This is a genomic window from Pelagerythrobacter marinus (genome assembly GCF_009827515.1).
In the GTDB taxonomy this organism is placed as follows: domain Bacteria; phylum Pseudomonadota; class Alphaproteobacteria; order Sphingomonadales; family Sphingomonadaceae; genus Pelagerythrobacter; species Pelagerythrobacter marinus.
In genome coordinates this window covers 16926-39349 of the sequence record NZ_WTYO01000008.1, presented here as the reverse complement: position 1 = coordinate 39349, position 22424 = coordinate 16926, and the positions used below count along the sequence as shown (strand labels likewise).

The 22424-nt window shown below is 67.5% G+C and carries 21 protein-coding genes and 1 pseudogene; 5 read left to right on the top strand and 17 right to left on the bottom strand.

The genetic code is table 11. The features are described 5' to 3' along the window. Positions 1 to 516: 516 nt before the first annotated feature. Together GRI72_RS14780 and acnA are read right to left on the bottom strand one after the other, a co-directional pair. Entirely contained in the window at positions 517 to 1110 is a 594-nt protein-coding gene (locus tag GRI72_RS14780; RefSeq protein WP_237487206.1) for a hypothetical protein, read from the bottom strand. 245 nt (positions 1111 to 1355) lie between these two features. Then, positions 1356 to 4028 carry an aconitate hydratase AcnA gene (gene acnA, locus GRI72_RS13755; protein WP_160734485.1) on the bottom strand — a complete coding sequence of 891 codons (2673 nt, stop codon included), beginning with the start codon at positions 4026 to 4028 and terminating at the stop codon, positions 1356 to 1358. Between the two features lie 214 nt (positions 4029 to 4242). Between acnA and GRI72_RS13750 the strand changes: the two genes are divergently transcribed. Then, a complete protein-coding gene (locus GRI72_RS13750; RefSeq protein WP_160734484.1) occupies positions 4243 to 4398 on the top strand; it encodes a hypothetical protein in 156 nt (51 codons plus the stop codon). Here GRI72_RS13750 and GRI72_RS13745 read toward each other — a convergent pair. Next, positions 4395 to 5276: a DMT family transporter gene (locus tag GRI72_RS13745; protein ID WP_337191199.1), complete on the bottom strand. Its 882-nt coding sequence runs from the start codon at positions 5274 to 5276 to the stop codon at positions 4395 to 4397. The genes GRI72_RS13750 and GRI72_RS13745 overlap by 4 nt on opposite strands. Positions 5277 to 5425: 149 nt before the next feature. Here GRI72_RS13745 and GRI72_RS13740 point away from each other — a divergent pair, with 149 nt between their 5' ends. Then, positions 5426 to 6907 carry a L,D-transpeptidase family protein gene (locus GRI72_RS13740; protein ID WP_160734483.1) on the top strand — a complete coding sequence of 494 codons (1482 nt, stop codon included), beginning with the start codon at positions 5426 to 5428 and terminating at the stop codon, positions 6905 to 6907. Between the two features lie 24 nt (positions 6908 to 6931). On the opposite strand, the gene GRI72_RS13735 is transcribed toward GRI72_RS13740, so the two are convergent. Beyond that, entirely contained in the window at positions 6932 to 7648 is a 717-nt protein-coding gene (locus GRI72_RS13735; RefSeq protein WP_160734482.1) for a murein L,D-transpeptidase catalytic domain-containing protein, read from the bottom strand. An 87-nt stretch (positions 7649 to 7735) separates the two neighbouring features. Further along, positions 7736 to 8887, bottom strand: coding sequence for a flavodoxin-dependent (E)-4-hydroxy-3-methylbut-2-enyl-diphosphate synthase (gene ispG / locus GRI72_RS13730; protein WP_160734481.1), 1152 nt, complete (start codon positions 8885 to 8887; stop codon positions 7736 to 7738). A 254-nt stretch (positions 8888 to 9141) separates the two neighbouring features. Between ispG and GRI72_RS13725 the strand changes: the two genes are divergently transcribed. Then, positions 9142 to 9822, top strand: a complete 681-nt coding sequence (locus tag GRI72_RS13725) for a hypothetical protein (protein WP_160734480.1) — start codon at positions 9142 to 9144, stop codon at positions 9820 to 9822. Positions 9823 to 9909: 87 nt separating this feature from the next. Here the strand turns inward: GRI72_RS13725 and GRI72_RS13720 are convergent, their stop codons facing one another. Beyond that, complete coding sequence (locus GRI72_RS13720; protein WP_160734479.1) at positions 9910 to 11133, bottom strand: mechanosensitive ion channel; 1224 nt, start codon at positions 11131 to 11133, stop codon at positions 9910 to 9912. Positions 11134 to 11304: 171 nt separating this feature from the next. On the opposite strand from GRI72_RS13720, the gene GRI72_RS13715 reads away from it, so the two are divergent. Continuing rightward, positions 11305 to 12312, top strand: a complete 1008-nt coding sequence (locus GRI72_RS13715) for an isoaspartyl peptidase/L-asparaginase family protein (RefSeq protein ID WP_160734478.1) — start codon at positions 11305 to 11307, stop codon at positions 12310 to 12312. Between the two features lie 50 nt (positions 12313 to 12362). Here the strand turns inward: GRI72_RS13715 and bla are convergent, their stop codons facing one another. The 8 genes from bla to GRI72_RS13675 form a co-directional block, all read right to left on the bottom strand. Continuing rightward, positions 12363 to 13274: a class A beta-lactamase gene (gene bla, locus GRI72_RS13710; protein ID WP_160734477.1), complete on the bottom strand. Its 912-nt coding sequence runs from the start codon at positions 13272 to 13274 to the stop codon at positions 12363 to 12365. Beyond that, complete coding sequence (locus GRI72_RS13705; RefSeq protein ID WP_160734476.1) at positions 13271 to 13732, bottom strand: GNAT family N-acetyltransferase; 462 nt, start codon at positions 13730 to 13732, stop codon at positions 13271 to 13273. Before GRI72_RS13705 ends, bla begins: the two co-directional genes overlap by 4 nt. Before the next feature lie 55 nt (positions 13733 to 13787). Continuing rightward, positions 13788 to 14426 (bottom strand): ribosome biogenesis GTP-binding protein YihA/YsxC, encoded by a 639-nt coding sequence (gene yihA / locus GRI72_RS13700; protein WP_160734475.1) that lies wholly within the window; start codon positions 14424 to 14426, stop codon positions 13788 to 13790. After that, positions 14423 to 16195 (bottom strand): membrane protein insertase YidC, encoded by a 1773-nt coding sequence (gene yidC, locus GRI72_RS13695; RefSeq protein WP_160734474.1) that lies wholly within the window; start codon positions 16193 to 16195, stop codon positions 14423 to 14425. Before yidC ends, yihA begins: the two co-directional genes overlap by 4 nt. Before the next feature lie 45 nt (positions 16196 to 16240). Continuing rightward, positions 16241 to 16450, bottom strand: a complete 210-nt coding sequence (gene yidD / locus GRI72_RS13690; protein ID WP_160734473.1) for a membrane protein insertion efficiency factor YidD — start codon at positions 16448 to 16450, stop codon at positions 16241 to 16243. Next, positions 16447 to 16839, bottom strand: a complete 393-nt coding sequence (gene rnpA, locus GRI72_RS13685) for a ribonuclease P protein component (RefSeq protein ID WP_160734472.1) — start codon at positions 16837 to 16839, stop codon at positions 16447 to 16449. Before rnpA ends, yidD begins: the two co-directional genes overlap by 4 nt. Before the next feature lie 162 nt (positions 16840 to 17001). Next, entirely contained in the window at positions 17002 to 17136 is a 135-nt protein-coding gene (gene rpmH / locus GRI72_RS13680; protein WP_160734471.1) for a 50S ribosomal protein L34, read from the bottom strand. A gap of 98 nt (positions 17137 to 17234) precedes the next feature. Then, positions 17235 to 17957: an alpha/beta hydrolase gene (locus tag GRI72_RS13675; protein ID WP_202389130.1), complete on the bottom strand. Its 723-nt coding sequence runs from the start codon at positions 17955 to 17957 to the stop codon at positions 17235 to 17237. 232 nt (positions 17958 to 18189) lie between these two features. Between GRI72_RS13675 and GRI72_RS13670 the strand changes: the two are divergent. Further along, positions 18190 to 18843, top strand: a pseudogene (locus tag GRI72_RS13670) (magnesium chelatase domain-containing protein); the annotation flags it as partial. 39 nt (positions 18844 to 18882) lie between these two features. On the opposite strand, the gene GRI72_RS13665 reads toward GRI72_RS13670, so the two are convergent. The 3 genes from GRI72_RS13665 to GRI72_RS13655 form a co-directional block, all read right to left on the bottom strand. Then, positions 18883 to 19905: a hypothetical protein gene (locus GRI72_RS13665; RefSeq protein ID WP_160734470.1), complete on the bottom strand. Its 1023-nt coding sequence runs from the start codon at positions 19903 to 19905 to the stop codon at positions 18883 to 18885. A gap of 311 nt (positions 19906 to 20216) precedes the next feature. Then, a complete protein-coding gene (locus tag GRI72_RS13660; protein ID WP_237487201.1) occupies positions 20217 to 21857 on the bottom strand; it encodes an ABC1 kinase family protein in 1641 nt (546 codons plus the stop codon). Beyond that, on the bottom strand, positions 21808 to 22299 hold the full coding sequence (locus GRI72_RS13655; protein WP_054523095.1) for a MarR family winged helix-turn-helix transcriptional regulator: 492 nt from the start codon (positions 22297 to 22299) through the stop codon (positions 21808 to 21810). The genes GRI72_RS13660 and GRI72_RS13655 overlap by 50 nt, the downstream gene beginning before the upstream one ends. Between the last annotated feature and the right edge of the window lie 125 nt (positions 22300 to 22424).

Below are 22424 nucleotides of genomic sequence, written 5' to 3'. Positions count from 1 at the left end.
CCATCGCGGGACAAGTCTGGCCGACATCGCGCAAGCGGCCGGTTTTTTCCCGTTTTGGCGCCCCGGCGATGGTTAATTCCATTGCCCTCACCCCCCGCATGGGCCTTCCTGAAGGCAGAGGGACCAGCCGGGATGCCGAACCCGTCGGCCTTGGCGCTCCCCGCGATGCAATGAAGAGAGCTTGCCCATGTCGGTAAAAATGGCCCTGGCGAAATTGTCCGCGACTGCCGCGGGCGGTGTCCTGCTGGCAGGCGGCGCGGTCCACGTGGCCGAAATGCCGATCACCGATAAACCGTCGTACAAGTCGGACAAGGGGAAGACCGCGCCGGTCCGCTACGTCAAGCAGGCGCCGAAGAAGATTGCCAAGCGCACCGTGCCCAAGGAAACCAAGCGCAAGCGCCGGATCGTGCGCCGCACGGTCGAATGCGTGCCCGCCGGCCCGATGGGCCCCGGCGCCGCGCCGGCCGCGCCGGTCACCGCCTACGGCGATGCCTATGCCGAGGAATGCCCCCCGATCTACCAGGTCGCGATGGCGCCGGTGCCCCTGCCCCCCGCCCCGCCCGTTTCGGGCGGCAGCAGCGGCGGGGTCACGGTGATCGGCGGCAGCGGCGGTTTCGGCGGCTTCGGCGGCGGGTTCTTCGGCGGCTTCTTCGGCGGCAGCGGCGGCAGCAGCGGCAGCGTCGTCGTCACCTCGACCTCGTCGGGTGGATCGACCTCCACCTCGGGCGGGTCGACCTCGACCTCGGGTGGCTCGACCTCGACGTCCACCGGCGGAAGCTCGACCTCCACCTCCACCGGGGGCAGCTCGACCTCGACGTCGACCGGCGGCGTCACCTCGACGACCTCGACGTCGACCGGCGGCGTCACCTCGACGACCTCGTCCTCGACCGGCGGCGTTACCTCGACCACCTCGACTTCGACCTCGACCGGGGGCGTGACCTCGACCACCTCGACTTCGGGCAACGTCTCGACCAGCACGTCCACCTCGGGCAACGTGACCAGCAGCACGAGCACCAGCAGCTCGACCAGCTCGTCCACCAGCTCGAGCACGAGCAGTTCGACCAGCTCCTCGACGTCCAGCTCGACCTCGAGCTCGAGCAACGGCAGCACGAGCGGCACCCAGGTGCCCGCGCCGCCGATGACGATCCTGTTCGGCCTTGCCGCCGCGGCGGTGCTCGGCCGCAAGAAACTGCGCCTCGTCAGGGGCGCCTAGAAGCACACTCCCACGCTTCGAACTCGCAAGAAGGGCGGCCCCCCGCTTGAGGGAGCCGCCCTTTTTCGCGCCTCGGCCCGGCCCCGGTCCGGCCGGCGGCGCGGGCAAGGCCCGGCGCCGGCGCGGCGGGTAAGGCCGGCGATCAGGCCGCCAGCTTGCGCAGGACGTAGTGGAGGATGCCGCCGTTGCGGTAATATTCCATCTCGTTCGCGGTATCGATCCGGCACTTGGCGGTGAAGGTGAAGCTTTCCCCGTTGGCGCGGGTCACGTCGACTTCGACGTCCTGGCCCGGCTTCAGGTCGGCCAGGCCGCGGATCGAGAAGCTGTCGTCGCCGGTAAGGCCGAGCGTCTCGCGCGTGTCGCCTTCGCGGAACTGCAGCGGCAGCACGCCCATGCCGACGAGGTTGGAACGGTGGATGCGTTCGAAGCTCTCGACGATCACCGCGCGCACGCCCAGCAGGATCGTGCCCTTGGCCGCCCAGTCGCGGCTGGAGCCGGTGCCGTATTCCTTGCCGGCGACGACGACCAGCGGCGTGCCGTTGGCCTTGTGCTTCATCGCCGCGTCGTAGATCGGCATTTCCTCGCCCTCGAAGGTGGTGAAGCCCCCTTCGACGCCCGGCACCATCTCGTTGCGGATGCGGATATTGGCGAACGTGCCACGCATCATCACTTCATGGTTGCCGCGGCGCGAGCCGTAGGAATTGAAGTCCGCCTTGGCGACCTGGTTTTCCAGCAGGTACTTGCCCGCCGGGCTGTCTTCCTTGATCGAGCCGGCCGGGCTGATGTGATCGGTGGTGACGCTGTCGCCCAGGATCGCCAGCGGCTTGGCCTCGACGATGTCGGTCACCGGGGCCGGCGTCATGTCCATCCCTTCGAAATAGGGCGGGTTGGCGACGTAAGTGCTGCCCGGGCGCCACTGGTAGGTGTCCGAACCGGTCACGTCGATCGCCTGCCAGTGCGCGTCGCCCTTGTAGACGTCGGCATAGCGCGCTTCGAACATGCCCCGGTCGATCGCGCCCGAGCGGATTTCGGCCACTTCGTCGTTGGAGGGCCAGATGTCCTTCAGGAACACGTCGTTCCCGTCGTTGTCGGTGCCGATCGGGGTCGTCGTGATATCCTCGGTCACCGTGCCCTTGAGCGCGTAGGCGACCACCAGCGGCGGGCTGGCGAGGAAGTTCGCGCGCACGTCGGGGCTGACGCGCCCTTCGAAGTTGCGGTTGCCCGAAAGGACGCTGGCGGCGACGATGTCGTTGCCGTTGATCGCCTGGCTGATCGGCGGAGCGAGCGGCCCCGAGTTGCCGATGCAGGTCGTGCAGCCATAGCCGACGAGGTCGAAGCCGATCGCGTCGAGGTGGTCCTGCAGGCCCGCCTTCTCCAGGTAATCGGTGACGACCTGCGAACCGGGGGCGAGGCTGGTCTTGACCCACGGCTTGGGCTTCAGCCCCTTCTCGTGCGCCTTCTTGGCCACCAGGCCCGCGGCGATCAGCACGTCGGGGTTGCTGGTGTTGGTGCAGCTGGTGATCGCCGCGATCACGACGTCGCCGTCGCCGATGTCGTGGTCCTTGCCCTCGACCTCGACCCGTTCGGGCTCGCTCTTGCCGTAAAGCTTCTCGAGGTCCGAATTGAACAGCTCGTCCACTTCGGGGAGGATGACCTTGTCCTGCGGACGCTTGGGCCCGGCCAGGCTGGGGACGACGGCGCCGATGTCGAGCTCCAGCGTCTTGGTGAAGACCGGCTCGTTATCGGGTTCGAACCACATGCCCTGTTCGCGGCTATAGGCCTCGACCAGCGCGATCGTGTCTTCGCTGCGGCCGGTCAGGCGCATGTAGTCGAGCGTCTTCTCGTCGATCCCGAAGAAGCCGCAGGTCGCGCCGTATTCGGGGGCCATGTTGGCGATCGTCGCGCGGTCGGCCAGGCTCAGCGTCGAGACGCCGGGGCCGTAGAACTCGACGAAGCGGCCGACCACGCCGACTTCGCGCAGCATCTGCACGCAGGTGAGCACCAGGTCGGTCGCGGTCACGCCCTCGGCCAGCGAACCGGTCAGCTTGAAGCCGACGACTTCGGGGATCAGCATCGAGACCGGCTGGCCCAGCATCGCGGCCTCCGCCTCGATCCCGCCGACGCCCCAGCCCAGCACGCCGAGGCCGTTGATCATCGTCGTGTGGCTGTCGGTGCCGACGCAGGTATCGGGATAGGCGACCAGCTGGCCATCCTCGTCCTCGCTCGCCCAGACGCCCTGGGCGATATGCTCCAGGTTGACCTGGTGGCAGATGCCGGTGCCCGGCGGCACGGCGGAGAAGTTCTTGAAGCTCTTCGACCCCCACTTGAGGAAGTCGTAGCGTTCGGCATTGCGCTGGTATTCCAGCTCGACGTTCTTCTCGAACGCCTTGGGATGGCCGAACTCGTCGACCATGACCGAGTGGTCGATCACCAGGTTGACCGGGACCTGCGGGTTGATCTTGGCCGTGTCGCCGCCGAGCTGGGCGATCGCGTCGCGCATCGCGGCAAGGTCCACCACGCAGGGCACGCCGGTGAAATCCTGCAGCAGCACGCGCGCCGGGCGGTACTGAATTTCCTGCCCGGTCGCCGGGTTCTTCTGCCAGTCGGCGATCGCCTGGACATGTTCCTTGCCCACGGTGAAGCCTTCGTCCTCGAAGCGGAGCATGTTCTCGAGCAGGACCTTGAGCGAGAACGGCAGCCGCGAGACGTCGCCGACGTGTTCGGCCGCCTTGGCGAACGAGTAATAGGCGTAGTCCTTGCCGTTGACGGTGAGCGTGGAGCGGGTTCCGAGCGTGTCCTTGCCGACCTGGGTCATGCTGTGCGTCGTCCTTTCATGGGTAGCGACCGCCGCGTTGCGCCCCGGCGGAGAGTCGCGATGTGTCGCGGCAACTGCGCGTTCGCGCGCGTTGCGTCAAGGGCACACACCGGAACCGCAGGCGCGTGCAATGCATTAATTGCACGAAAACCAACGACATTCATGCCATTATCGCAATCCCGCGCCATATCCGGGCGCGATACGGGGGAAACAGGTGAAACAGCACGAAGAGCCGAAATCGGGACTGACGCGGATCGCGCGCCTCGCGATAGCCGCCGGCGCGCTGCTGGTCGTCGCGTGTTTCGGGGCGGCCTGGAACTTTTCCGGCGGCCCGGCCGAGGCCGCGGAGGAAACCGCGTCGGAGCGCTAGAGCGCGCTTTGCTCCGGCCGCCGCCGGGCCGCGATCCAGCAACCGATCACGATCAGCGTGGCGCCGGCCACCGTGCCGGGCCCCAGCCCTTCGCGGAAGAACAGCCACCCGAACAGCGCCGCCCACAGGAAGGCGCTGTATTCGACCGGAACGAGGATCTGCGCCTGCGCGCGGGCATAGGCCCAGGCAAGGAGGATCGCCGCCCCGGTGGCAAGCACCGCGGCCGCGGCGATATCGCGCCACGCCTCGCCCCCCGGCACCGCGAAGAGCAGCGGAGCCAGCGGCAGGAGGGCGATCGCGACGATCCCGTTCTGGAAGCTGGCCACTTCCAGCGGCGCGGCGACCAGCGCCTGTTCGCGCTGGATCACCAGGTTCCAGGCATAGAGCAGGGTCGAGAACCCCATCGCCCCGAGCCCGAGCGCGGTGTCGCGATCGAGCGCCTGGCTGCCCAGCTTGCCCCCGATGATAACGATCACCCCGGCCAGCCCCAGCAGGGCCGCGACGACCGCGCGGCGCTCGATCGTCTCGCCGAGCAGGATCGCGGCGAGGTAGAGCGCGATCAGCGGGGCGACGAACGACAGCGCGATCGCATCGGCCATGGGCAGGCGCACGAGCGCGAAGAAGAACGAAAGCGCCATGAAGGCGACCACGATCCCGCGCTTGACGTGGATCCGCAGAACGGCGGCGCGCGGCCAGCGCCCGCCCAGCGCGATCCAGGCCGGGGCGACGATCGCCAGCCCGATCGCGCTGCGCAGGATCAGCGCGCTATAGGCGCCGGTAATGATCGCGGCCGATTTCATGAACGCGTCCATCGCCGCGAACAGGCCGATGCCGATCGCGGTCGCGAGCACGGGCAGGAGGCGATGGTCCGATGCCACCGTCGCGCCATAGGGGCGGCGCCCCGCCGCGTCACGCGGCTTCGCAATTCAGCGCCCAGTCAGCCGCGATGCTTGAAGCGCGTCGCGCAATGGGGCAGATTCGCCCCGCACCAGCCGGGCGATCGGCGCCCAGGGGTTTGAGCAGGCTCATGAACATCCATCTTCGATCGACTTTCCTCGCCGCGGCCTCGCTGGCCGCGCTGCTGCCGGCCGCGGCCGGCGCACAGGCGCGTTCGCCGGCCAACCTCTTGCCCGAGGCGCAGGCCATCGGCGAATACCCGGTCCAGCCCGACGACGATGCCGTCGTCAGCGAACCGGCCGCGAGGCCGGAACCGGCCGCCGCGCCTGCGGCCCCGGCCGCCGGCTCCGAAGCCTCCGCCGACCCGGTGAGGAGCGTCGCGCGCGAGGTCGTCCAGCAGTTCGCGCCGGAGGTCCAGCCCTGGTCGAGCGCGAATGCCGAGCGGCTCCTCGCCGTGATCGAGGGGATCGGGGCCGAGGGCCTCGACCCGGCCGACTACGATCCGGCCGCGCTGCGCAGTGCGATCCTGGCCGGCCCGGGCGAAGAGCTCGACCGGCTGGCCAGCCGCGCCTTCGCCTGGCTGGTGGAGGACATGCGCGACGGCCGCACGCCGATGGAGGCGCGGCGCCAGTGGTTCGTCGTCGATCCCGATCCCGACCGCTATCGCACCGCCGATGTCATGGCCGAAGCGCTGGCCAGCGGCGACATCGCCGGCGCGATCGAAGCGGTCGCGCCGCTGCACCCCGACTATGCGCGCCTGCGCGACGAACTGGCCGCGACGCCGGCCGGCCAGACCGCCCGCCGCAAGCTGATCCGCGCCAACATGGATCGCTGGCGCTGGCTGGCGCGCGACCTGGGCAGCCAGTACCTGATCACCAACGTCCCCGAATACCAGCTGCGCCTGACGGTCAACGACAAGATCATGCGCACGTACAAGACGATCGTCGGCAAGCCGGGACGCACGGCGACCCCGCAGCTGGCGGAGACGGTCGAAGGGGTGATCTTCAACCCGAACTGGACCGTCCCGCAGTCGATCGTGAAAGGCGAAGGTCTGGGCGCGCGGGTGCTGAACAACCCGGGCTGGGCCAAGGCCAACGGATACAAGGGCTGGCGCGACAAGAAGACCGGGTTCGTCACCGTCGTCCAGCAGCCGGGCCCGGGCAACTCGCTCGGCCTGATGAAGCTCGACATGCCCAATCCGCACGCGATCTTCCTGCACGACACGCCTTCGCGCCACCTGTTCAACCGGGCCGACCGGGCGCTGAGTCACGGCTGCATCCGCACCGAGCGGGCGAGCGAGCTGGCGATCACCCTCGCGATCCTGGCCCAGAACCCGACCGACGACGCCGAGCGCAAGGCCGCCGCGCAGGAAGCGGTCGAGATCCTGAAATCGGGCAAGTACACCCGCGTCCCGTTCGAAAGCCGGATGCCGGTCTACATCACCTATTTCACGATGGGCACCGACATCGACGGCAAGCTGCGCAGCTTCGACGACATCTACGGCCGCGACGCCCCGGTCCTGGCCGCGCTCGACGCCCCGCGCCAGCAGCACCGCGCCCGCCGCACCAGCGAGGAAGCGGTCGAGATCATCGACGACATGAAGACCACCTGATCCCGGCGGCCCGATACCCGGCGCTCAATAGACGCCGGGGTTCACCAGGTCCTCCCCGCGCGGGGGATCGGGCATCAGCGGGCGGATCTCGCCCTGTTCCTGCTGCGGGCGCACGATGGTGGAGCCATCGGGGGCGAGGCCCAGCCGGTCGGCGAAAAGCACGCGCCCGCCGCCCAGCTGGAGCAGGGCGAGCTTGAAATCGGCATCGCCCATCGCGAAGCAGCCGTTCGACCGGCCCAGCCGGCCCCAGCGCGCGACGTGCCCCGGCTCCGCATAGTCGGCCCGGTGCATCACGATCGCGCGGTCGAGCGCGTTGGAATTGTCCGCCTCCAGCCCGTCGAGCCGGATCGAGGTGCCGAAACGCCCGGTGTACCAGCCATAGGTCATGTAGGCGCCGCGGCTGGTGCACAGCGATTCGGGCACGTTGGAAAACCAGTTGAGCCAGCCGTCGTGTTCCGGGTCCGACCCGCTGCCGTGGGTGACGAGGTAGGAATCGACCCGCCCCGCCTCCAGGTTCACGAAGTGGAAACGCGGCTGCGAGCTGTGGAGCCCGAAATCGGCGATGCCGACGATGTCGGTCCGCCACAGGCGGTCGCCGGCCTTCTGCTGCTCGCGCCGGGCGATCTGCGCCAGGATCGCGTCGCGCGGGTTCCCCCCGCGCGCCTGCGCGGGGAGCCGGGCCGGCAGCGCCAGCGAGGCGCCGAGCGCCAGGGTGCCCCTGATGATGCCGCGTCTGTCCATCCGCCTATCCTAGCACACGAACCGGTAACGGGAGCGTGAACGACCCAGTTTTGCCGGCAGGGCCCGGCCAGGCGCGGCCGCGGCACCTCATCCGGCGGGCTGCGGCGCGGGCGCTTCGTCGGCCTCGCCGGCGTCGGTCATCCCCGCCTGGATCTCGGCCGCCTTTTCCTCCACCAGGCGGACGATGTGGTCGAGCATGTCGGCGTCGGCCACGTGGTGGTCGGTCATCCCCGACAGATAGACCATGTGCTTGCCCTTGCCGCCGCCGGTAATGCCGATGTCGGTCTCGCGCGCCTCGCCCGGGCCGTTGACGACGCAGCCGAGGACCGAGAGCGAGAGCGGGGTCTTGATATGCTGCAGCCGCTCCTCCAGCGCCTGGACCGTGCGGATCACGTCGAAGCCCTGCCGGGCGCAGCTGGGGCAGGAGACCACGCGCACGCCGCGGGTTCGCAGGCCCAGCGCCTTCAGGATCTCGAACCCGACGCGCACCTCGTCTTCCGGTTCGGCGGAGAGCGAGACGCGGATCGTGTCGCCGATCCCGGCCCAGAGCAGGTTGCCGATGCCGATGCTCGATTTCACCGTCCCGCCGATCAGGCCGCCGGCCTCGGTGATGCCCAGGTGCAAGGGGCAATCGACCGCTTCGGCCAGGCCCATGTAGGCGCTGACGGCCAGGAACACGTCGCTCGCCTTCACCGCCACCTTGTAATCGTGGAAATCGTGATCCTGCAGCAGCTTGATATGGTCGAGCGCGCTTTCGACCAGCGCCTCGGGGCAGGGTTCGCCGTATTTCTCCAGCAGGTCCTTCTCCAGGCTCCCGGCGTTGACCCCGATGCGGATCGCGCAGCCGTTGGCCTTGGCCGCGCGGACCACTTCGGCGACGCGGGCGTCGCTGCCGATATTGCCCGGGTTGATCCGCAGGCAGGCGGCCCCGGCGTCCGCCGCTTCCAGCGCGCGCTTGTAGTGGAAGTGAATGTCGGCGACGATCGGGATATTCGCCGCGCGCACGATCGCCGGCATGGCCGCGGTCGCTTCTTCGGTAGGGCAGGAAACGCGGATGATGTCCGCCCCGGCGTCCTCGCACCGGCGGATCTGGTCGATCGTCGCCGCCGCGTCCTCGGTCGGGGTGTTGGTCATCGTCTGCACCGTGATCGGCGCATCGCCGCCCACGGGCACCTTGCCGACCATGATCTGGCGGCTCTTGCGACGTTCGATCGTGCGCCAGGGGCGAATTGCTGACATGGGCCGCCATATACGCACCGGGCGATGACGGGGCAATGACCCGTCGGGCGCAGGGCACGCAGGCCGCCCTGCTCCCCCTATAGCGGCCTCACGGGCGCGTCCCGTTACGGGAAACGGCGCAAGGATCCAGGCGCCGCCCCGCCAACCGGCTTGCATTACGCGCAATTGCCGCCACCGTGGCCCGTTCGCTCGCCTGCGCGAGCCTCTTGCCAGGAGAACCGCCCGTGCGCCCCGCGTCCATCCACCGCGAAACCATGACGATCCTGCGGGAGATCGCCTTCAACCGCAGCCTGCGCATCGCCGCGCTGCTGCTGCTGCCCTATGCCGGCGTGCTGGTGGGCCTCGATGTCGCGGCCCATTACGGCAGGCTGACCGAGGCGCACCTGCCGGTGCAGTTCTTCCTCTCGTCCGACGGGGGTTTTGGCGAGTGGTTGGAATATTCGCTGACGACGGCGGTGTCGGCCATGCTGTTCGTCACCTGGCTGTGGGAAGGGGCCAGCGTCTACCTGGCGAACGCGCTTCTGTTCGCCTGGCTCACGCTCGACAACAGCGCCGAACTGCACGAACGGTTCGGCCATGCCTTCGCGCACCGGTTCGAAGGGTGGCCCCTGCCCGTCGGCGCCAACGATATCGGGGAGGCGAGCCTGTTCCTCGCGATCGGCGCGGTCTGGATCGCCGCGCTGCTCGTCAGCCTCCACCACGCGCGCCTGCGGGCGGCGATCGAGTCGGTGATCCTGGCCGGCTGCATCGCGGCCGCGGCCTTCTTCGGCGTGGTCATGGACCTGGTCGTCGTCTGGGGCGATCGCACGCCCGCCATGCGCGAGTTCGCGACGTTCGTGGAGGACGGGGGCGAGTTCGCGATGATCTGCATCGCCTTCCTCGTCGCGCTCGCGCTGTTCGACGAAGCGCGCCGGCGGCGCGGCTCGCCGGCCTGAAGCGCCGGCGCCCGCCCGCGGACCGGCGCCGAACGGAAAGGGCGCGCGCCTCGCGGCCCGCGCCCTCCCGTCCCGAAAGACCGCCGGTCAGGCGCCGGGCGGCAGGGGATCGTCGTCCGTCTTCCCGTGCGGCCGGCGCGCGAGGTCCGCGCTCTCGCGGTCCCATTCCTCCAGCTTGCGCGCGGCCCAGTCGCGCCCGCCGAGGCCGAAGGCGAGCGCAGCGGCGGCGGCACCGCCGATCACCAGCGCGCTGAAGAAGATGCTGACGATCCGGTCGCCCACCTGCATGAAGCTGAGGCCCATGAAGGTGAAGACGAAGATCGTCGCCCACTTGACGATCGTCGCCGCCAGCGTGGCTTCCCCCGCGCCCGAGATCATCCGGACCAGCAGCCGGGCGATCAGGAACCCGACGAGGATGACGACGGCGCCGAAGATCACGCGCCCGCCGAGTTCGAGGATCTCGTCGAGGATCGCGGTCAACTCGGGGAAACCGAGCAGCCGGGTCGCGGCAATGGCGAAGAACAGCACGATCGCGATCTGCGCCACGCGGGCCATCACGTCGGTCGCGGTCGTGTTGTCGGGCAGGAGCTCGGTCGCCCCCAGCGCGCGATCGACGCCCAGGCCGACAAGCACGTCCTTGATCAGCGGGACGAGGAACCGGCCGATCAGGTAGCCGATGCCGAGCAGCACGGCCGCGCCGACGATCCGCGGGATGGCATCGAAGATCAGCTGCAGCATGTTGCTGGCCGGTGCCGAGACGCTTTCGAGATCGAGCACGTCGAGCGCCAGGATCGCGACGAAGATCACGACCAGGGCATAGAGCATCGTGCCGATCGTGCTGCTGATCGCGGTGTTGCCGGTGGCGGTATCGACCCCGCCGCGATTGGCCCACTTGTCGAAATCGACCGTCTGCAGCGTCGTGACCACGAGATCGCGCACGATCCGCGCGATCATCAGGCCGATGAAGAAGATCAGCCCGGCGGCAACCAGCTTCGGAATGAAGGCCATCACGCTGTTCAGCAGCGTATCGAGCGGGCCGACGACGTTGCCGAGGCCGAGCACGCTGAGGATGATCATCAGCCCGAAGAGCCAGACCAGGAGGCTGACGATGCGGCCGAGCGATTCGCCCAGGCTCGCCCCGCTGCCGGTACTGCGGCGGAAAATCGCGACATTGTCGACCAGGCGGGCGAAGGCCCACTTGGACGCGCGGGCCAGGGCCCAGGTGATGGCCAGGATCAGCAGCGCCCAGATCACTTTCTCGCCGATCTGCAGCGCCAGGTCCTCGTCGAAGCGGTAGTTGCCAAATTGCATCGGATTGCTCCCCTGCTTGATGGTTAACGTCCTAACACGCGGGGCGGAAAAGGCGAAATCGCCCTCGCTGCGGCCGGGGTTCTGCGGCCGGGCGCTGCGACCGGGGCGCCTTGCCCCGGTGCCGGCGCAAGGCGCTTGCCCTGCCCGCGCGAGGCGCTAGCTTGCGCGGCCATGATCAGACCCTTTGCCGCGCTGCTGGCGCTCGCCGCCCTGTTTTCCGCCCCCGTCCTGGCCGCGCCGGCCGCCGACGCTGCCGCAACGCCCAGCTGGTCGATCGCCATCCACGGCGGCGCGGGCACGCTCCAGCGCAAGAACATGACCGCGGAGGAGGAAAAGGCCTATCGCGCCGCGTTGGCCGCCGCGCTCGACGCCGGGGCGAAAGTGCTGGCCGAAGGCGGCGAGGCGCTCGACGCGGTCGAGGCCGCGATCGTCCTGCTGGAAGACGATCCCCGCTTCAACGCTGGCCGGGGCGCGGTCTTCACCTGGGAAGGGACGAACGAGCTCGACGCATCGATCATGGACGGGCGCACCCGCGCCGCCGGCGCGGTCGCGGGGGTGACGACGGTGCGCAACCCGATCCGGCTGGCGCGCAGCGTGATGGACGACGGGCGCCATGTCTTCCTGTCGGGCGCGGGGGCGGAACGGTTCGCCTCGCAGCGGGGGCTGGAGCCGGCCGGGCCCGAATGGTTCGCGACCGAACGCCGTCGCCGCCAGCTGGAAACTATGAAGGCCGAGCGGGTCGGCGCGCTCGACGTGGAGTTCAAGTTCGGCACCGTCGGCGCGGTCGCGCGCGACCAGGCCGGCCACCTCGCCGCGGGGACCTCGACCGGCGGGATGACCGGCAAGCGCTGGGGCCGGATCGGCGATGCGCCGGTGATCGGCGCCGGGACCTGGGCCGACGACCGTTCCTGTGCCGTCTCGGCGACCGGGTGGGGGGAATTCTTCATCCGCGCCGGCGTCGCCCAGGCGATCTGCGACCGGGTCCGCCTCGCGGGCGAAGGGGTGCAGCAGGCGGCCGACACGGTGATCGGCGAGGTTGCCGCGATGGGCGGCGACGGCGGCGTGATCGTGGTCTCAGCCGAGGGGGAGACGGTCTACAGCTTCAACACCGCCGGGATGTACCGCGGCCGCGCCGACAGCACCGGAACGCGCGAAGTCGCGATCTTCGCCGGGGACTGACCGCGCGGCCCCAAGCCGCCGGCCCCAAGGCGCTAATCCCAGGGCGCGGGCTAGCGCGCGCCCCCCTCGTCCCGCGCATAACGGGCGATCACGCGCCCGACTTCGGCCAGGACGCCCTCCGCCGCCGGATCGATGCGGGTATGCTGGCGGGCGGCACGGAAATAGGTCGCGAAGGTCAACGGCGCGGCGCCGGGCGGTTCGACGAAGCCGACATCGACATAGACGCTGCCCATGCCGGGCCAGAGCGACGTCCCGGTCTTGTCGCCCGCCGGCCATTCGGCGGGCAAGCCGGCGCGGACCCGCCGCTGCCCGGTGCGGGTGTCGGCCATCCATGCCTTCAGCGTCGCCCGCGCCCCGGCCCCCAGCGCATCGCCGTAGAGCAGGCGCCCCAGCATCTGGGCCGCCGCCGCCGGGGTCGTCGTGTCGCGGATTTCGCCCGGCGGCACGGCGTTCAGGTCGGGCTCGGTCCGGTCGAGCCGGCTCGCCTCGTCGCCGATCGCGCGCCAGAAGGCCGTCAGCCGCGCCGGCCCGCCAAGGCGGCGCAGCAGGACGTTGGCGGCCGTGTTGTCGCTCAGCTTCTGCGTCGCCTCGGCCAGTTCGCGCAGCGTCGCGCCCCCGCCCAGCCGCTCCCGCGCGAAGGGGGCATGATCGAGCAGCTCGTCGGCACCCCAGCCGATGCGTTCGTCGGCATCGATATCCCCGCGTTCGTCGAGGTGCAGCACCAGCGCCGCCAGCGACAGCTTGAACGAGGAAAGCTGCGGGAAGCGCGCGTAGTCGTTGTGGCCCCAGAGCGCGCCGGTGCCGGTGTCGAGGACGGCGACGCCCAGCGTGCCATTGGCCGCCGTCTCGAGGATATTGAGCAGCGCCCCGTGGCGGCCCGCGCGATCGCGGCGCACGGGCACGCAGGCGCCCGCGGCGATGGCGAGCGCGCCGGCAAGGGCGGTTCGGCGATTGCAGGTCACAGCCACTTCTCCATGCACAGGCTGAACTCGTCGGCCACGTAGTCGCCGAACGCCGGGCATTCGGCAAACCCGTGCCTGGCATAGAGGCGCATTGCCGGCCGGAACGGCTCCGGCCGCCCGGTTTCCAGCCCGACCCAGCGGTAGCCCCGCCCGCGCGCCTCGGCCAGGAGATGCAGCAGGATAGCCTCCCCCGCCCCCTTCCCGCGGAAAGCGGGCGCGGCGCGCATGGACTTCAGCTCCCCGCGATCGGGGGAGAGTTCCTTCAGCGCGCCGACCGCTGCCAGCGTGCCGCCTGCGCGCGCGGCGAAGAACGCGACATCGCACGCGCGCAGGCGCTCGGCCGGAAGGGCGTGGACCTTGCAGGCGGGGGACCAGCTGTGCATCTCGTCGAGATGGAGCTGGAGCAGCGCGAGGACTTCGGCATCCTCCAGCCTGTCGGGCGCGATCGCATATCCCATGGCCAGCCTTGTGCGCCGCCCGGGCGCGCCCGGCAAGAGCTCGCGGCCCGCCGGTTCAGACGTGCGCGTCTTCCAGCACGGCGGCGCGCAGTTCGGCGATGCCCATGCCTTTTTCGGAGCTGGTGACGTGGAGCACCGGGTGCGCCGCGGGATGCCGGCGCGCCTCGGCCTCGGTCGCGGCGCGCACCGCGGCCAGTTCGCTGGCCTTGACCTTGTCCGCCTTGGTCAGGACGAGGCGATAGCCGACCGCCGTTTCATCGAGCATCGTCATCATCTCGCGGTCCACGTCCTTGAGGCCGTGGCGCGAATCGACCAGCACCAGCGTGCGGTGCAGCACCTGCCGCCCCTTCAGGTAGGTCCGCACGAGCTGCCGCCAGCGCTCGACCACTTTCACCGGCGCCTTGGCAAAGCCGTAGCCGGGCATGTCGACCAGGCGGAACAGGGTCGGGTCGCCGACTTCGAAGAAGTTCAGTTCCTGCGTCCGCCCCGGGGTGACCGAGGTGCGGGCGATGGCGCGCCGCCCCGTCAGCGCGTTGAGCAGCGAGCTCTTGCCCACGTTGCTGCGCCCGCAGAAGGCGATTTCCGGCACCGTCGGTTCGGGCAGGAACTTGAGCTGGGGGGCCGACAGGAGGAACTCGACCCGGCCGGAAAACAGCCTTGCCGCGCGTTCCTCCGCTCCAGGATCGCCGGTCACGCCTTGCCCTTCTTCGCGCCGCCTTCGGCAGCCTTTTCCTTCTCGGCCTTCTCTTTCTCGGCCTGGGCGCGCAGCTGCGGGTTCTTCGAATAGAGATAGCTCTGCTGGGCCAGCGTCAGCACGTTGTTGGTGATCCAGTACAGCAGCAGGCCGGCGGCGAACGGCGCCATGACGAACATCAGGACCCAGGGCATGATGTTGAAGATCTGCTGCTGCATCGGGTCCATGGTCGACGGGTTGAGCTTGAACGTCAGCCACATCGTCACGCCCAGCAGCACCGCGAGCGGCCCGATCGCGATCAGCGAGGGCACGTCGAACGGCAGCAGGCCGAACAGGTTCAGGATATGCGCCGGATCGGGCGCGGAGAGGTCGTCGATCCACAGCGCGAAGGGCTTGTGCCGCATCTCAATCGACAGCATCAGCACCTTGTAGAGGCCGAAGAAGATCGGGATCTGCAACAGCAGCGGCAGGCAGCCGGCCAGGGGGTTCACGCCCTCTTCCTTGTACAGCGCCATGATCTTCTGTTGCTGCTGCTGGCGATCGTCCTTGTAGCGTTCCTGGATCGCCTTCATCTTCGGCTGGACGGCCTTCATCGCGGCCATCGAGGCGAACTGTTTCTGCGCGATCGGGAACATCACCAGGCGCACGACCACGGTCAGCAGGATGATCGCCACGCCGAAGTTGCCGGCAAGGTCGTAAAGCTGCTTCAGCAGCCACAGGATCGGCTTCTCGATCACGCCGAACCATCCCCAATCGATCGCGTTGTCGAACCCGGGAATGCCCGCCTCTTCGTAATCGTTCAGGATCGCGCTGTCCTTCGCGCCGACGAACAGCCGCGTCGTGCGCGAGACCTGCCGGCCGGAAGCGACGCTGACCGGCTGGTAGACGAGCGAGGCCCGATAGCGCTCGCCGCCCATGGCGCGGAATTCCGCGGCCGCGTCGCTGCCCGCCTGGGGCACGATGGCGGACATCCAGTAGATGTCGGTAAAGCCGATCCAGCCGGCGCGGCCTTCGGGCTCCTGCAACCCGTCTTCGTCGAGGTCGTCGTAGTCGGGGCCGAACTGCACGCCGTCGCCGAAATAGCCGATCGGGCCCGAATGCAGGATCCACTGGCTGGCGCTGGCGGTGCGGCTGGTGCGGTTGACCAGCGCGAACGGCCGCACGATCACCGCCCCGTCACCGGTATTGGCGACCGTCTGCCGCGCGGTGATCAGGTAATTGTCGTCCACAGTCAGTTCGATCGTGAACAGCTGCCCTTCGCCGTTGTCCCACCGCATGGTGACCGGGCTGTCGGGCGAGAGCGGGCCACCTTCGACCTGCCACACCGTCTCGTCGGTGGGCGCGCGCAGCCCCTCGCCCACCCAGCCGAACTGCGCGAAGTGCTGCGCCGGGGTGCCCTGCGGCGAGAACAGGCGAACCGGGCCGCTGTCCTCGTCCACCGACTCGCGGTGGTGCTTCAGCGTGACGTCGTCGATCCGCGCGCCGACCGGGTTGATCGAGCCGGCGATTGCCGGCGCCTCGATCGCGGTGCGGCCGGGGGCGGCCAGCGACGTCGCCAGGTCGGCCTGTTCCTGCGCGATCTCGCCCGGCGCGGACAGCCCGCCCTCGCGCGTCTGGCGCGCCTCGATCGCTTCGGAAGGCGTGTCGATCCGGCCTTCGGTGACCGCGCGGTCGGTCTGCGGATAGAGCCACCCCATCGCCGTGTCCCAGCCAAGGATCAGCAGGCCGCTGAGCAGGACGGCAAGCAGGAGATTGCGCTGGTTTTGCAAGGTATTCGATCCCGTGATTATCGCAGCAGGTGTATTATATGGGCATTACGGCACAGGATCATAGCCGTGCCCGCCCCATGGGTGGCAGCGCATTATACGCTTAGCGGCCATCCATCCACCCTTGATTGCCCCGTGGCGCTGCAGCGCCTCGATCGCGTATTCGGAACAACTGGGGGCGTAGCGGCAGGTCGGCGGCAGGATCCGCGAAGGGCCCCATTGCCACGCCCGCGCGACGAGGATCAGCACCCGTTTCACTGGCGCTGCCCCCGGGGCCGGCGCCCGGCCCGGCGCCCCGGCCGGCGCGGGGGATCGCCCTTGCCCTGCGCCGCGCGTCGCAGCGCCTCGTCCAGTTCCTGCGCCATGCGTGCGAAATCGCGCTCGATCCCGTTCTCGCGGCCGATCAGCACGTGATCGTGATCGGGCAGCCCGGCCTCAGGCAGCGCGGCGCGCAGCAGCTCGCGGAAACGCCGCTTCATCCGGTTGCGCACGACCGCGTTCCCGATCTTCTTCGTCACCGTGACGCCGAACCGCTTGCCCTGCCCGCCGTTCGGGCGCGCGAGCAGGACGAAACCGGGCCGCGCGACGCGCAGGCCGCGGTTCGCCGCCAGGAAATCGGCACGCTTGCGAATGATCCCGAGGCTCATCGCGGGCAAGAATAGGGGGATTCGGACAGGATGGTAAGCACGCACGAAACGGGCCCCCGCGAGGGAGCCCGCATGGCCGCGAGGCCGTTCGGTCCGGCCACCGGGATCGGTCGGCCGGTCAGGAATTGCCGCCCGCGCCGGCGAGGGCGCGGGCCAGGCGAATCAGGCGCAGAGCGACTTGCGGCCGCGCTTGCGACGCGCACGCAGGACCTTGCGGCCGCCGGGGGTCGCCTTGCGGGCGAAAAAGCCGTGGCGCCGCTTGCGCACGAGGTTGCTGGGCTGGAAAGTCCGCTTCATAATATCCTCGAAAAACTCAGATCGGTGCCCCAAGCCGTGGCAATCGGCACCAATGGAAGGGCCGCCTGCAACCAGGCGACCGCCGTAGGGGCGCGCGACTAGGGCAGCGCGACGCCCAAGTCAAGATAGGCGATGCGCGGCGCGCGGTGATCGGAGGGGCGGGCCCCGGAAGCAGGGGCGGGGCCTTCCGGCGCCGGTTCCTGCCCCAGCCAGCGGCGCATTTCCTCGGCCCGCAGCCACTTCGCATCGGCGAACCCGACCGAATTGGTCATGGCGTAGAAGGCGCGCGCGCCGGCCTCGTCCATGCCCATTTCGCGGTAATAGGCGATATAGGGGGCATGGATCGCCGCATCGGGCGCGTAGTCGCGCGCCTCCCGGCCGTCCTCGTCGATCCACGAATGGACGGCGAACTCCGCCCCGTCGTCGATCCGGCGATCGGCGCCGGCGAGAAACAGCTCGACCGCGCCCGATCGCACCGATCCGCGCGGCGGCACGTGGGTCGCGATGCCGGCGGCGCGAATCATGCGCCCGAGCGCGAGGTTGGCGCGGTCGTCCTCGGTCCCCGGGCATTCGACCATCTCGAGCGTTTCGATGGCGGGAAAATCGCGCAGCATCGCGCCGAACTGGGCGGGGCTGGCCGAATCGGTCACGTCGACCAGGGCCGCGCGCCGCCCGTCGATCACCCGGAACGGGCCGTAGCGGGCGATCGCCTGCCGCTCGACCGCGAGGCCCGCGGGAACGAACCGCGCCGACCCGCTGGCCACCCATTCCTCTGTCACGATCACGGTCACCGTCTCGCGCGCGGCAAGCGGTGCCGGCATCAGCGCGCCAAGGGCTGCCAGGAAAGCGGGGGCAAGGAGAGCGGCGAAGCGGACCATGCGCCCATTTGCGCGCGCGCGCCTTGCCCGAGTGCAAAGCAAGATGCTTTCGCAAAGGTTAGCGATGAATCGCTCCGGATCGGATCGAAGGCCCGCGCCGCCCTCGACAGCGGCGCCCGGCCGCGCCAGAACCGCACGCCAGGGGAACGGGACGCGATAACGGGGGGGCTTGCGCGTGGTCGCACTGGTGAAGACGGTCGCCTACCTGGGGCTGGAGGCGCGGGCGGTCGAGGTCCAGTGCTCGATCGCGCCGGGTCTGCCGAAGTTCAATATCGTCGGGCTGGCGGACAAGGCCGTCGGCGAAAGCAAGGAACGCGTGCGCGCCGCGCTTTCGGCGATGGGGCTCGCGCTCCCGCCCAAGCGAATCACGATCAACCTGTCCCCGGCCGACCTGCCCAAGGAAGGATCGCACTACGACCTGCCGATCGCGCTGGCCCTGCTGGCGGTGATGGGCATTGTCGATGCCGAGCAAGTGGCGGATTTCGTCGCGGTCGGGGAACTGGCGCTTGACGGGCGGGTCGTCGCCTCGCCCGGCGTTCTCCTGGCCGCGCTGCACGCGAGCCAGCAGGATGCCGGCCTGATCTGCCCTGCCGCGCAGGGGGCGGAGGCGCGCTGGGCCAGCGACGTGGCGATCGTCGCCGCGCCCGACCTCGTCGCCCTGCTCAACCATCTCAAGGGCACACAACGCCTGCCCGACCCGCCGCCGGGCGAAGTGGAAACCGCCGCCCCCGGTCCGGACCTGCGGCAGGTCAAGGGGCAGGAAACGGCCAAGCGCGCGCTGGAGATCGCGGCGGCCGGCGGCCACAACCTGCTCATGTTCGCGCGACCGCGGATTGCAGGGTTAGATACGGAATCTGTTCTTTGTATCTCAATCGATTTGATCTGGGAATTCATCCTTGGGCATTTCGATTTCCACTACGATGCAATCTCTCGCCGCGTGTACCGTTTTTATAGTCGCTTCGAATTCCAACCCTTCAATCTGTAGCAGGGTATTTAGTGGCCGTTCGACACAGGACGAAAGGGTTGTCGCAGGAAGATTGGAAGGGTGCGAAAGTATGACCCTTCTGCCATCGATCCAGCACCGGCCTTTGCGCAATTCGAGCGAGCACTCGAGCGTTCCTCTCATCCAATAGAACCGCCCCGCGGAAAACGGGAGAGAGCCATCGACCGATGTGAAGGGTTGATCACCATCGTCATTGAAGAGCAACGGCAGTTCGTCCGGGCTGATGCCAGCGAGCTCGAGAACATGGGCGGCAAGACCTGTAATCTTTCTTCGACGAGATCCGGATTCGTCAACTGTCAGGGCAGCGACATTGCGATCATGTTCGCGAAGGTCGAAGTCAATCGCCTCGATCAGCTCTTCGATATCGGAAGCGATCCGCCTCGATCGAGCCGTAGAGAAATTGTGCCCAAGACGTAAAAACTGGGCATGAAGCAACAGCCAATCATGAGGGCCTGCCATAAAGTCCAGACATTGGAGGGAAGCCTCTGGCCTGTTTGAGAACCGGGACAGAAGATCGCCGTAAGTGGCCACCCAGATCTGTTCGTACATCTCGGCGTTTTCGAACATCAGTCCAATGGACCTGGCCAATGTTGCTTCAATAGAGCGCTTATCCGGCCTGGATCGGGGATCCACCTGAATGAGGAGCCGAGGTCCCGATCCAGATGCCTGCTGACAGTCGAGCACATCTACGACGAAATTGGTAAACCCGTGCTGTACTTCCAATTTCATGGGAAAGGATTGTTCGAAGCCCATCCGGCACAGCACATTCCGAAACGCTTCCTCATGTCGGCGAGCCTTTGCCCAGATTACTCGACCGTCCACCCGATCATTCGTGAACACGATCTTTTGGAAATGGTCCGATTGCGTCGCTGTGCGTGAGTTGGACATGATGACACCTCTACAAGCTCGAACTTACGACCGCTTATAGGATGCTCGCCGCAGGCAGCCCAACCACCATGGACATTGGTAGAGGTGGTTTCCGCCTTGCGCCCTAATAGCGGCCATAAAGTCAGGCGAGGACACGCCTGAAAGCTGCCGTTCCAAAGTTTCGTCTGATTGAGGAAAATAAGCCTTCAATCGCAATAGGTCGAAAAATTTTCTTCGCGATGCGTCTTGGTCGCTGAAGTGAGGCGCATGAAATCCTCGTTAAGTTCGGCTTTGCCGTATCGTGACCGTGCACGAATTAAGTTGCTCCTTCATTATGACTTTCGGATGAGCACCACCCCAGCAACCACAAGCGCGCCGCCAGCCAGAAGCCAGGATTGATCGACAAGCAATGCGCTAGCCACGATCAATGCGGCAGCTAGAGGGCCTTGCAAGGACTGCCGCTCATTGCGAAGTCCAGCGAGCTGCTCGATACTGAGCGGATCGAGCTGAACCGGCACATATCCTGACTTTGCGATCGAGTTCGCAGTGGCGAGTATGTCGGGCAAGGACGCCGACAACCCCAGCAGCTGACCGCGAAGTTTCTTCAAACCCGACCGAGCGCTGCCGAGCGAGAACCGCTCGGCGAGAAGCTCCGTCATGATCGGCCGGGTCTCTTCGGCGATGTTGTAGTCCGGTGCCAGCGATCGGACGAAGCCCTCTGCAGTCAACAAGGTACGCAGAAGAATGGCCAGATCAGGTGGCAGAACCAGTCGATAATCCCGCAACAGGTCGAAAACGCGGGAAAAAATCTGCGAGAACTCGATGCCAGATAGCACGGTTCCCCTGAACTCTCCGATCAACTGATCCAGATCCACCGCGAGCGCATCGCGATCCACCTTCGGCTCCCCCGCCCATGCGAGCAGGACATTCGCGACATCGCTGGTTTTCTCACCAGCAATCGCAAGCACGAGGCGGACGATCTCGTCGCGCCTGGCCTTGGTGAGCGTCCCGACTGATCCGAAGTCGATGAAGCCGACATCCTGCTCGCCGATCAGGAAGACGTTACCCGGATGGGGGTCGCCGTGAAATTCGCCGTTCAGGATGATCATCCGCAGGACAGCGTTGGCATAGCTTTTAGCGAAAGCCGTCACCCGCGGGTCGCCCGATGGGCTGCCCAGCGAAGACGCGGGCCTGCCGTACAGGCGTTCCTGAACGTTCACCCGCAGCCCGGTCAGTTCCCAATGGATGGCCGGGGTCCTGACGCCGATGGTATCGAGATATGCGCCGATCCGCTCGCAGGCTCGGGATTCCGCAGCGAGGTCCATCTCCCAGGCAAGATTGCGGCCGAAGGTCCGCAGAAACTCGACTGGCCGGTAACGCGCGATGTCAGGAGAGCGTGCTTCTGCGATCTCGGCAAGACGCACAAGCAGACGCACATCGGCTTCCATCCGCGCGGCGGTGCCCGGGCGTCGAACCTTCACGATGACCTTGCTACCGTCCCTTAGCTCGGCGGAATAGGTCTGTGCAATCGAGGCGGACGCCAAAGGCTTTTCGTCGAACTGCGCAAAGTCGTTCCGCCAGTCCTCACCCCAGCTTGAAGCAAGTACGGGCTCGATATCTGCGAAGCGCACTGGCGACACCTGATCGTGCAGGGTTGAGAATGCCGTGATCCAGTGTTCGGTGAACAGATCGCTTCGGGTGGCGAGGAGCTGCCCCAGTTTTATGCCGACTGGCCCGATGTCACGGAGGAACGCGACAACTGCGGCCGGGCGAAATTCGCGAGGGTCGATGACATTGTTCGAAGAGGGAATAAACCCGAGGGCTCCGGCGAGATTCTTCGCTCCGTGCCTCATTAGGATTCGGCCAATCTCCGCGGCGCGAGCGATGCTGCCGATAGGCTTTTCCGGGGGCGATGCCATGATTTTATTCAGCCTCGGCACGGTGTTGGTCCAGATTTTCCGATACCCTTTCAAGAATCTGCTGCAGCGTTCGCTTCTCGTCGGCGGCAATGTCGCGCCAAAGCAGATCATGAAGCCTATCCGCGGAGCCTCTCAGTTCGGGCAGCAGATCGTCAAGCTGCTCCGTGAGGATGAGCTGCCACGCTCGCCGATCCGTCTCAGCTCGAAGCCTTTTCATCAGCCCGCGTGCGCAAAGACCTGCAACCGCCTGGCCGATGGTCGCCGATTCCAGTTCCAGTTTCTTGGCGATTTCAGCCTGCGTAAGGGCAGGATCGCGAAGAAGTTGTCCGATGATCCTCCACTGTGTCTGATTGAGACCGATCCTGGCGACCCTCGCATCGTACACTCTGCGCGCGCCGCGACTGATCTCGTCCATAAGATAGAGAATGCGGTCATTATCGGTGATGACCTTCTGCCGACGCTGAGACCGTGACATGGTATCTGGTTTTTCATCCATAGCGCTGTGTAGTCGGATAGCCTCGGATGCCCAAATGCAAACTGCTAAATGCCTTTACTATTTGACTCACGGCTCATAGGGCGCGAGACGCGTTCACCTTTTACTGAGGCTGCCGAAAGAGTCAG

Bases quoted from the DNA above. Each gene is read 5' to 3' on its own strand.
- acnA (WP_160734485.1), bottom strand. From the start codon at position 4,028: ATGACCCAGGTCGGCAAGGACACGCTCGGAACCCGCTCCACGCTCACC.
- GRI72_RS13740 (WP_160734483.1), top strand. From the start codon at position 5,426: ATGAACATCCATCTTCGATCGACTTTCCTCGCCGCGGCCTCGCTGGCC.
- GRI72_RS13735 (WP_160734482.1), bottom strand. From the start codon at position 7,648: ATGGACAGACGCGGCATCATCAGGGGCACCCTGGCGCTCGGCGCCTCG.
- ispG (WP_160734481.1), bottom strand. From the start codon at position 8,887: ATGTCAGCAATTCGCCCCTGGCGCACGATCGAACGTCGCAAGAGCCGC.
- GRI72_RS13725 (WP_160734480.1), top strand. From the start codon at position 9,142: ATGACGATCCTGCGGGAGATCGCCTTCAACCGCAGCCTGCGCATCGCC.
- GRI72_RS13720 (WP_160734479.1), bottom strand. From the start codon at position 11,133: ATGCAATTTGGCAACTACCGCTTCGACGAGGACCTGGCGCTGCAGATC.
- GRI72_RS13715 (WP_160734478.1), top strand. From the start codon at position 11,305: ATGATCAGACCCTTTGCCGCGCTGCTGGCGCTCGCCGCCCTGTTTTCC.
- GRI72_RS13705 (WP_160734476.1), bottom strand. From the start codon at position 13,732: ATGGGATATGCGATCGCGCCCGACAGGCTGGAGGATGCCGAAGTCCTC.
- rnpA (WP_160734472.1), bottom strand. From the start codon at position 16,839: ATGAGCCTCGGGATCATTCGCAAGCGTGCCGATTTCCTGGCGGCGAAC.
- rpmH (WP_160734471.1), bottom strand. From the start codon at position 17,136: ATGAAGCGGACTTTCCAGCCCAGCAACCTCGTGCGCAAGCGGCGCCAC.
- GRI72_RS13675 (WP_202389130.1), bottom strand. From the start codon at position 17,957: ATGCCGGCACCGCTTGCCGCGCGCGAGACGGTGACCGTGATCGTGACA.
- GRI72_RS13665 (WP_160734470.1), bottom strand. From the start codon at position 19,905: ATGTCCAACTCACGCACAGCGACGCAATCGGACCATTTCCAAAAGATC.
- GRI72_RS13655 (WP_054523095.1), bottom strand. From the start codon at position 22,299: ATGGATGAAAAACCAGATACCATGTCACGGTCTCAGCGTCGGCAGAAG.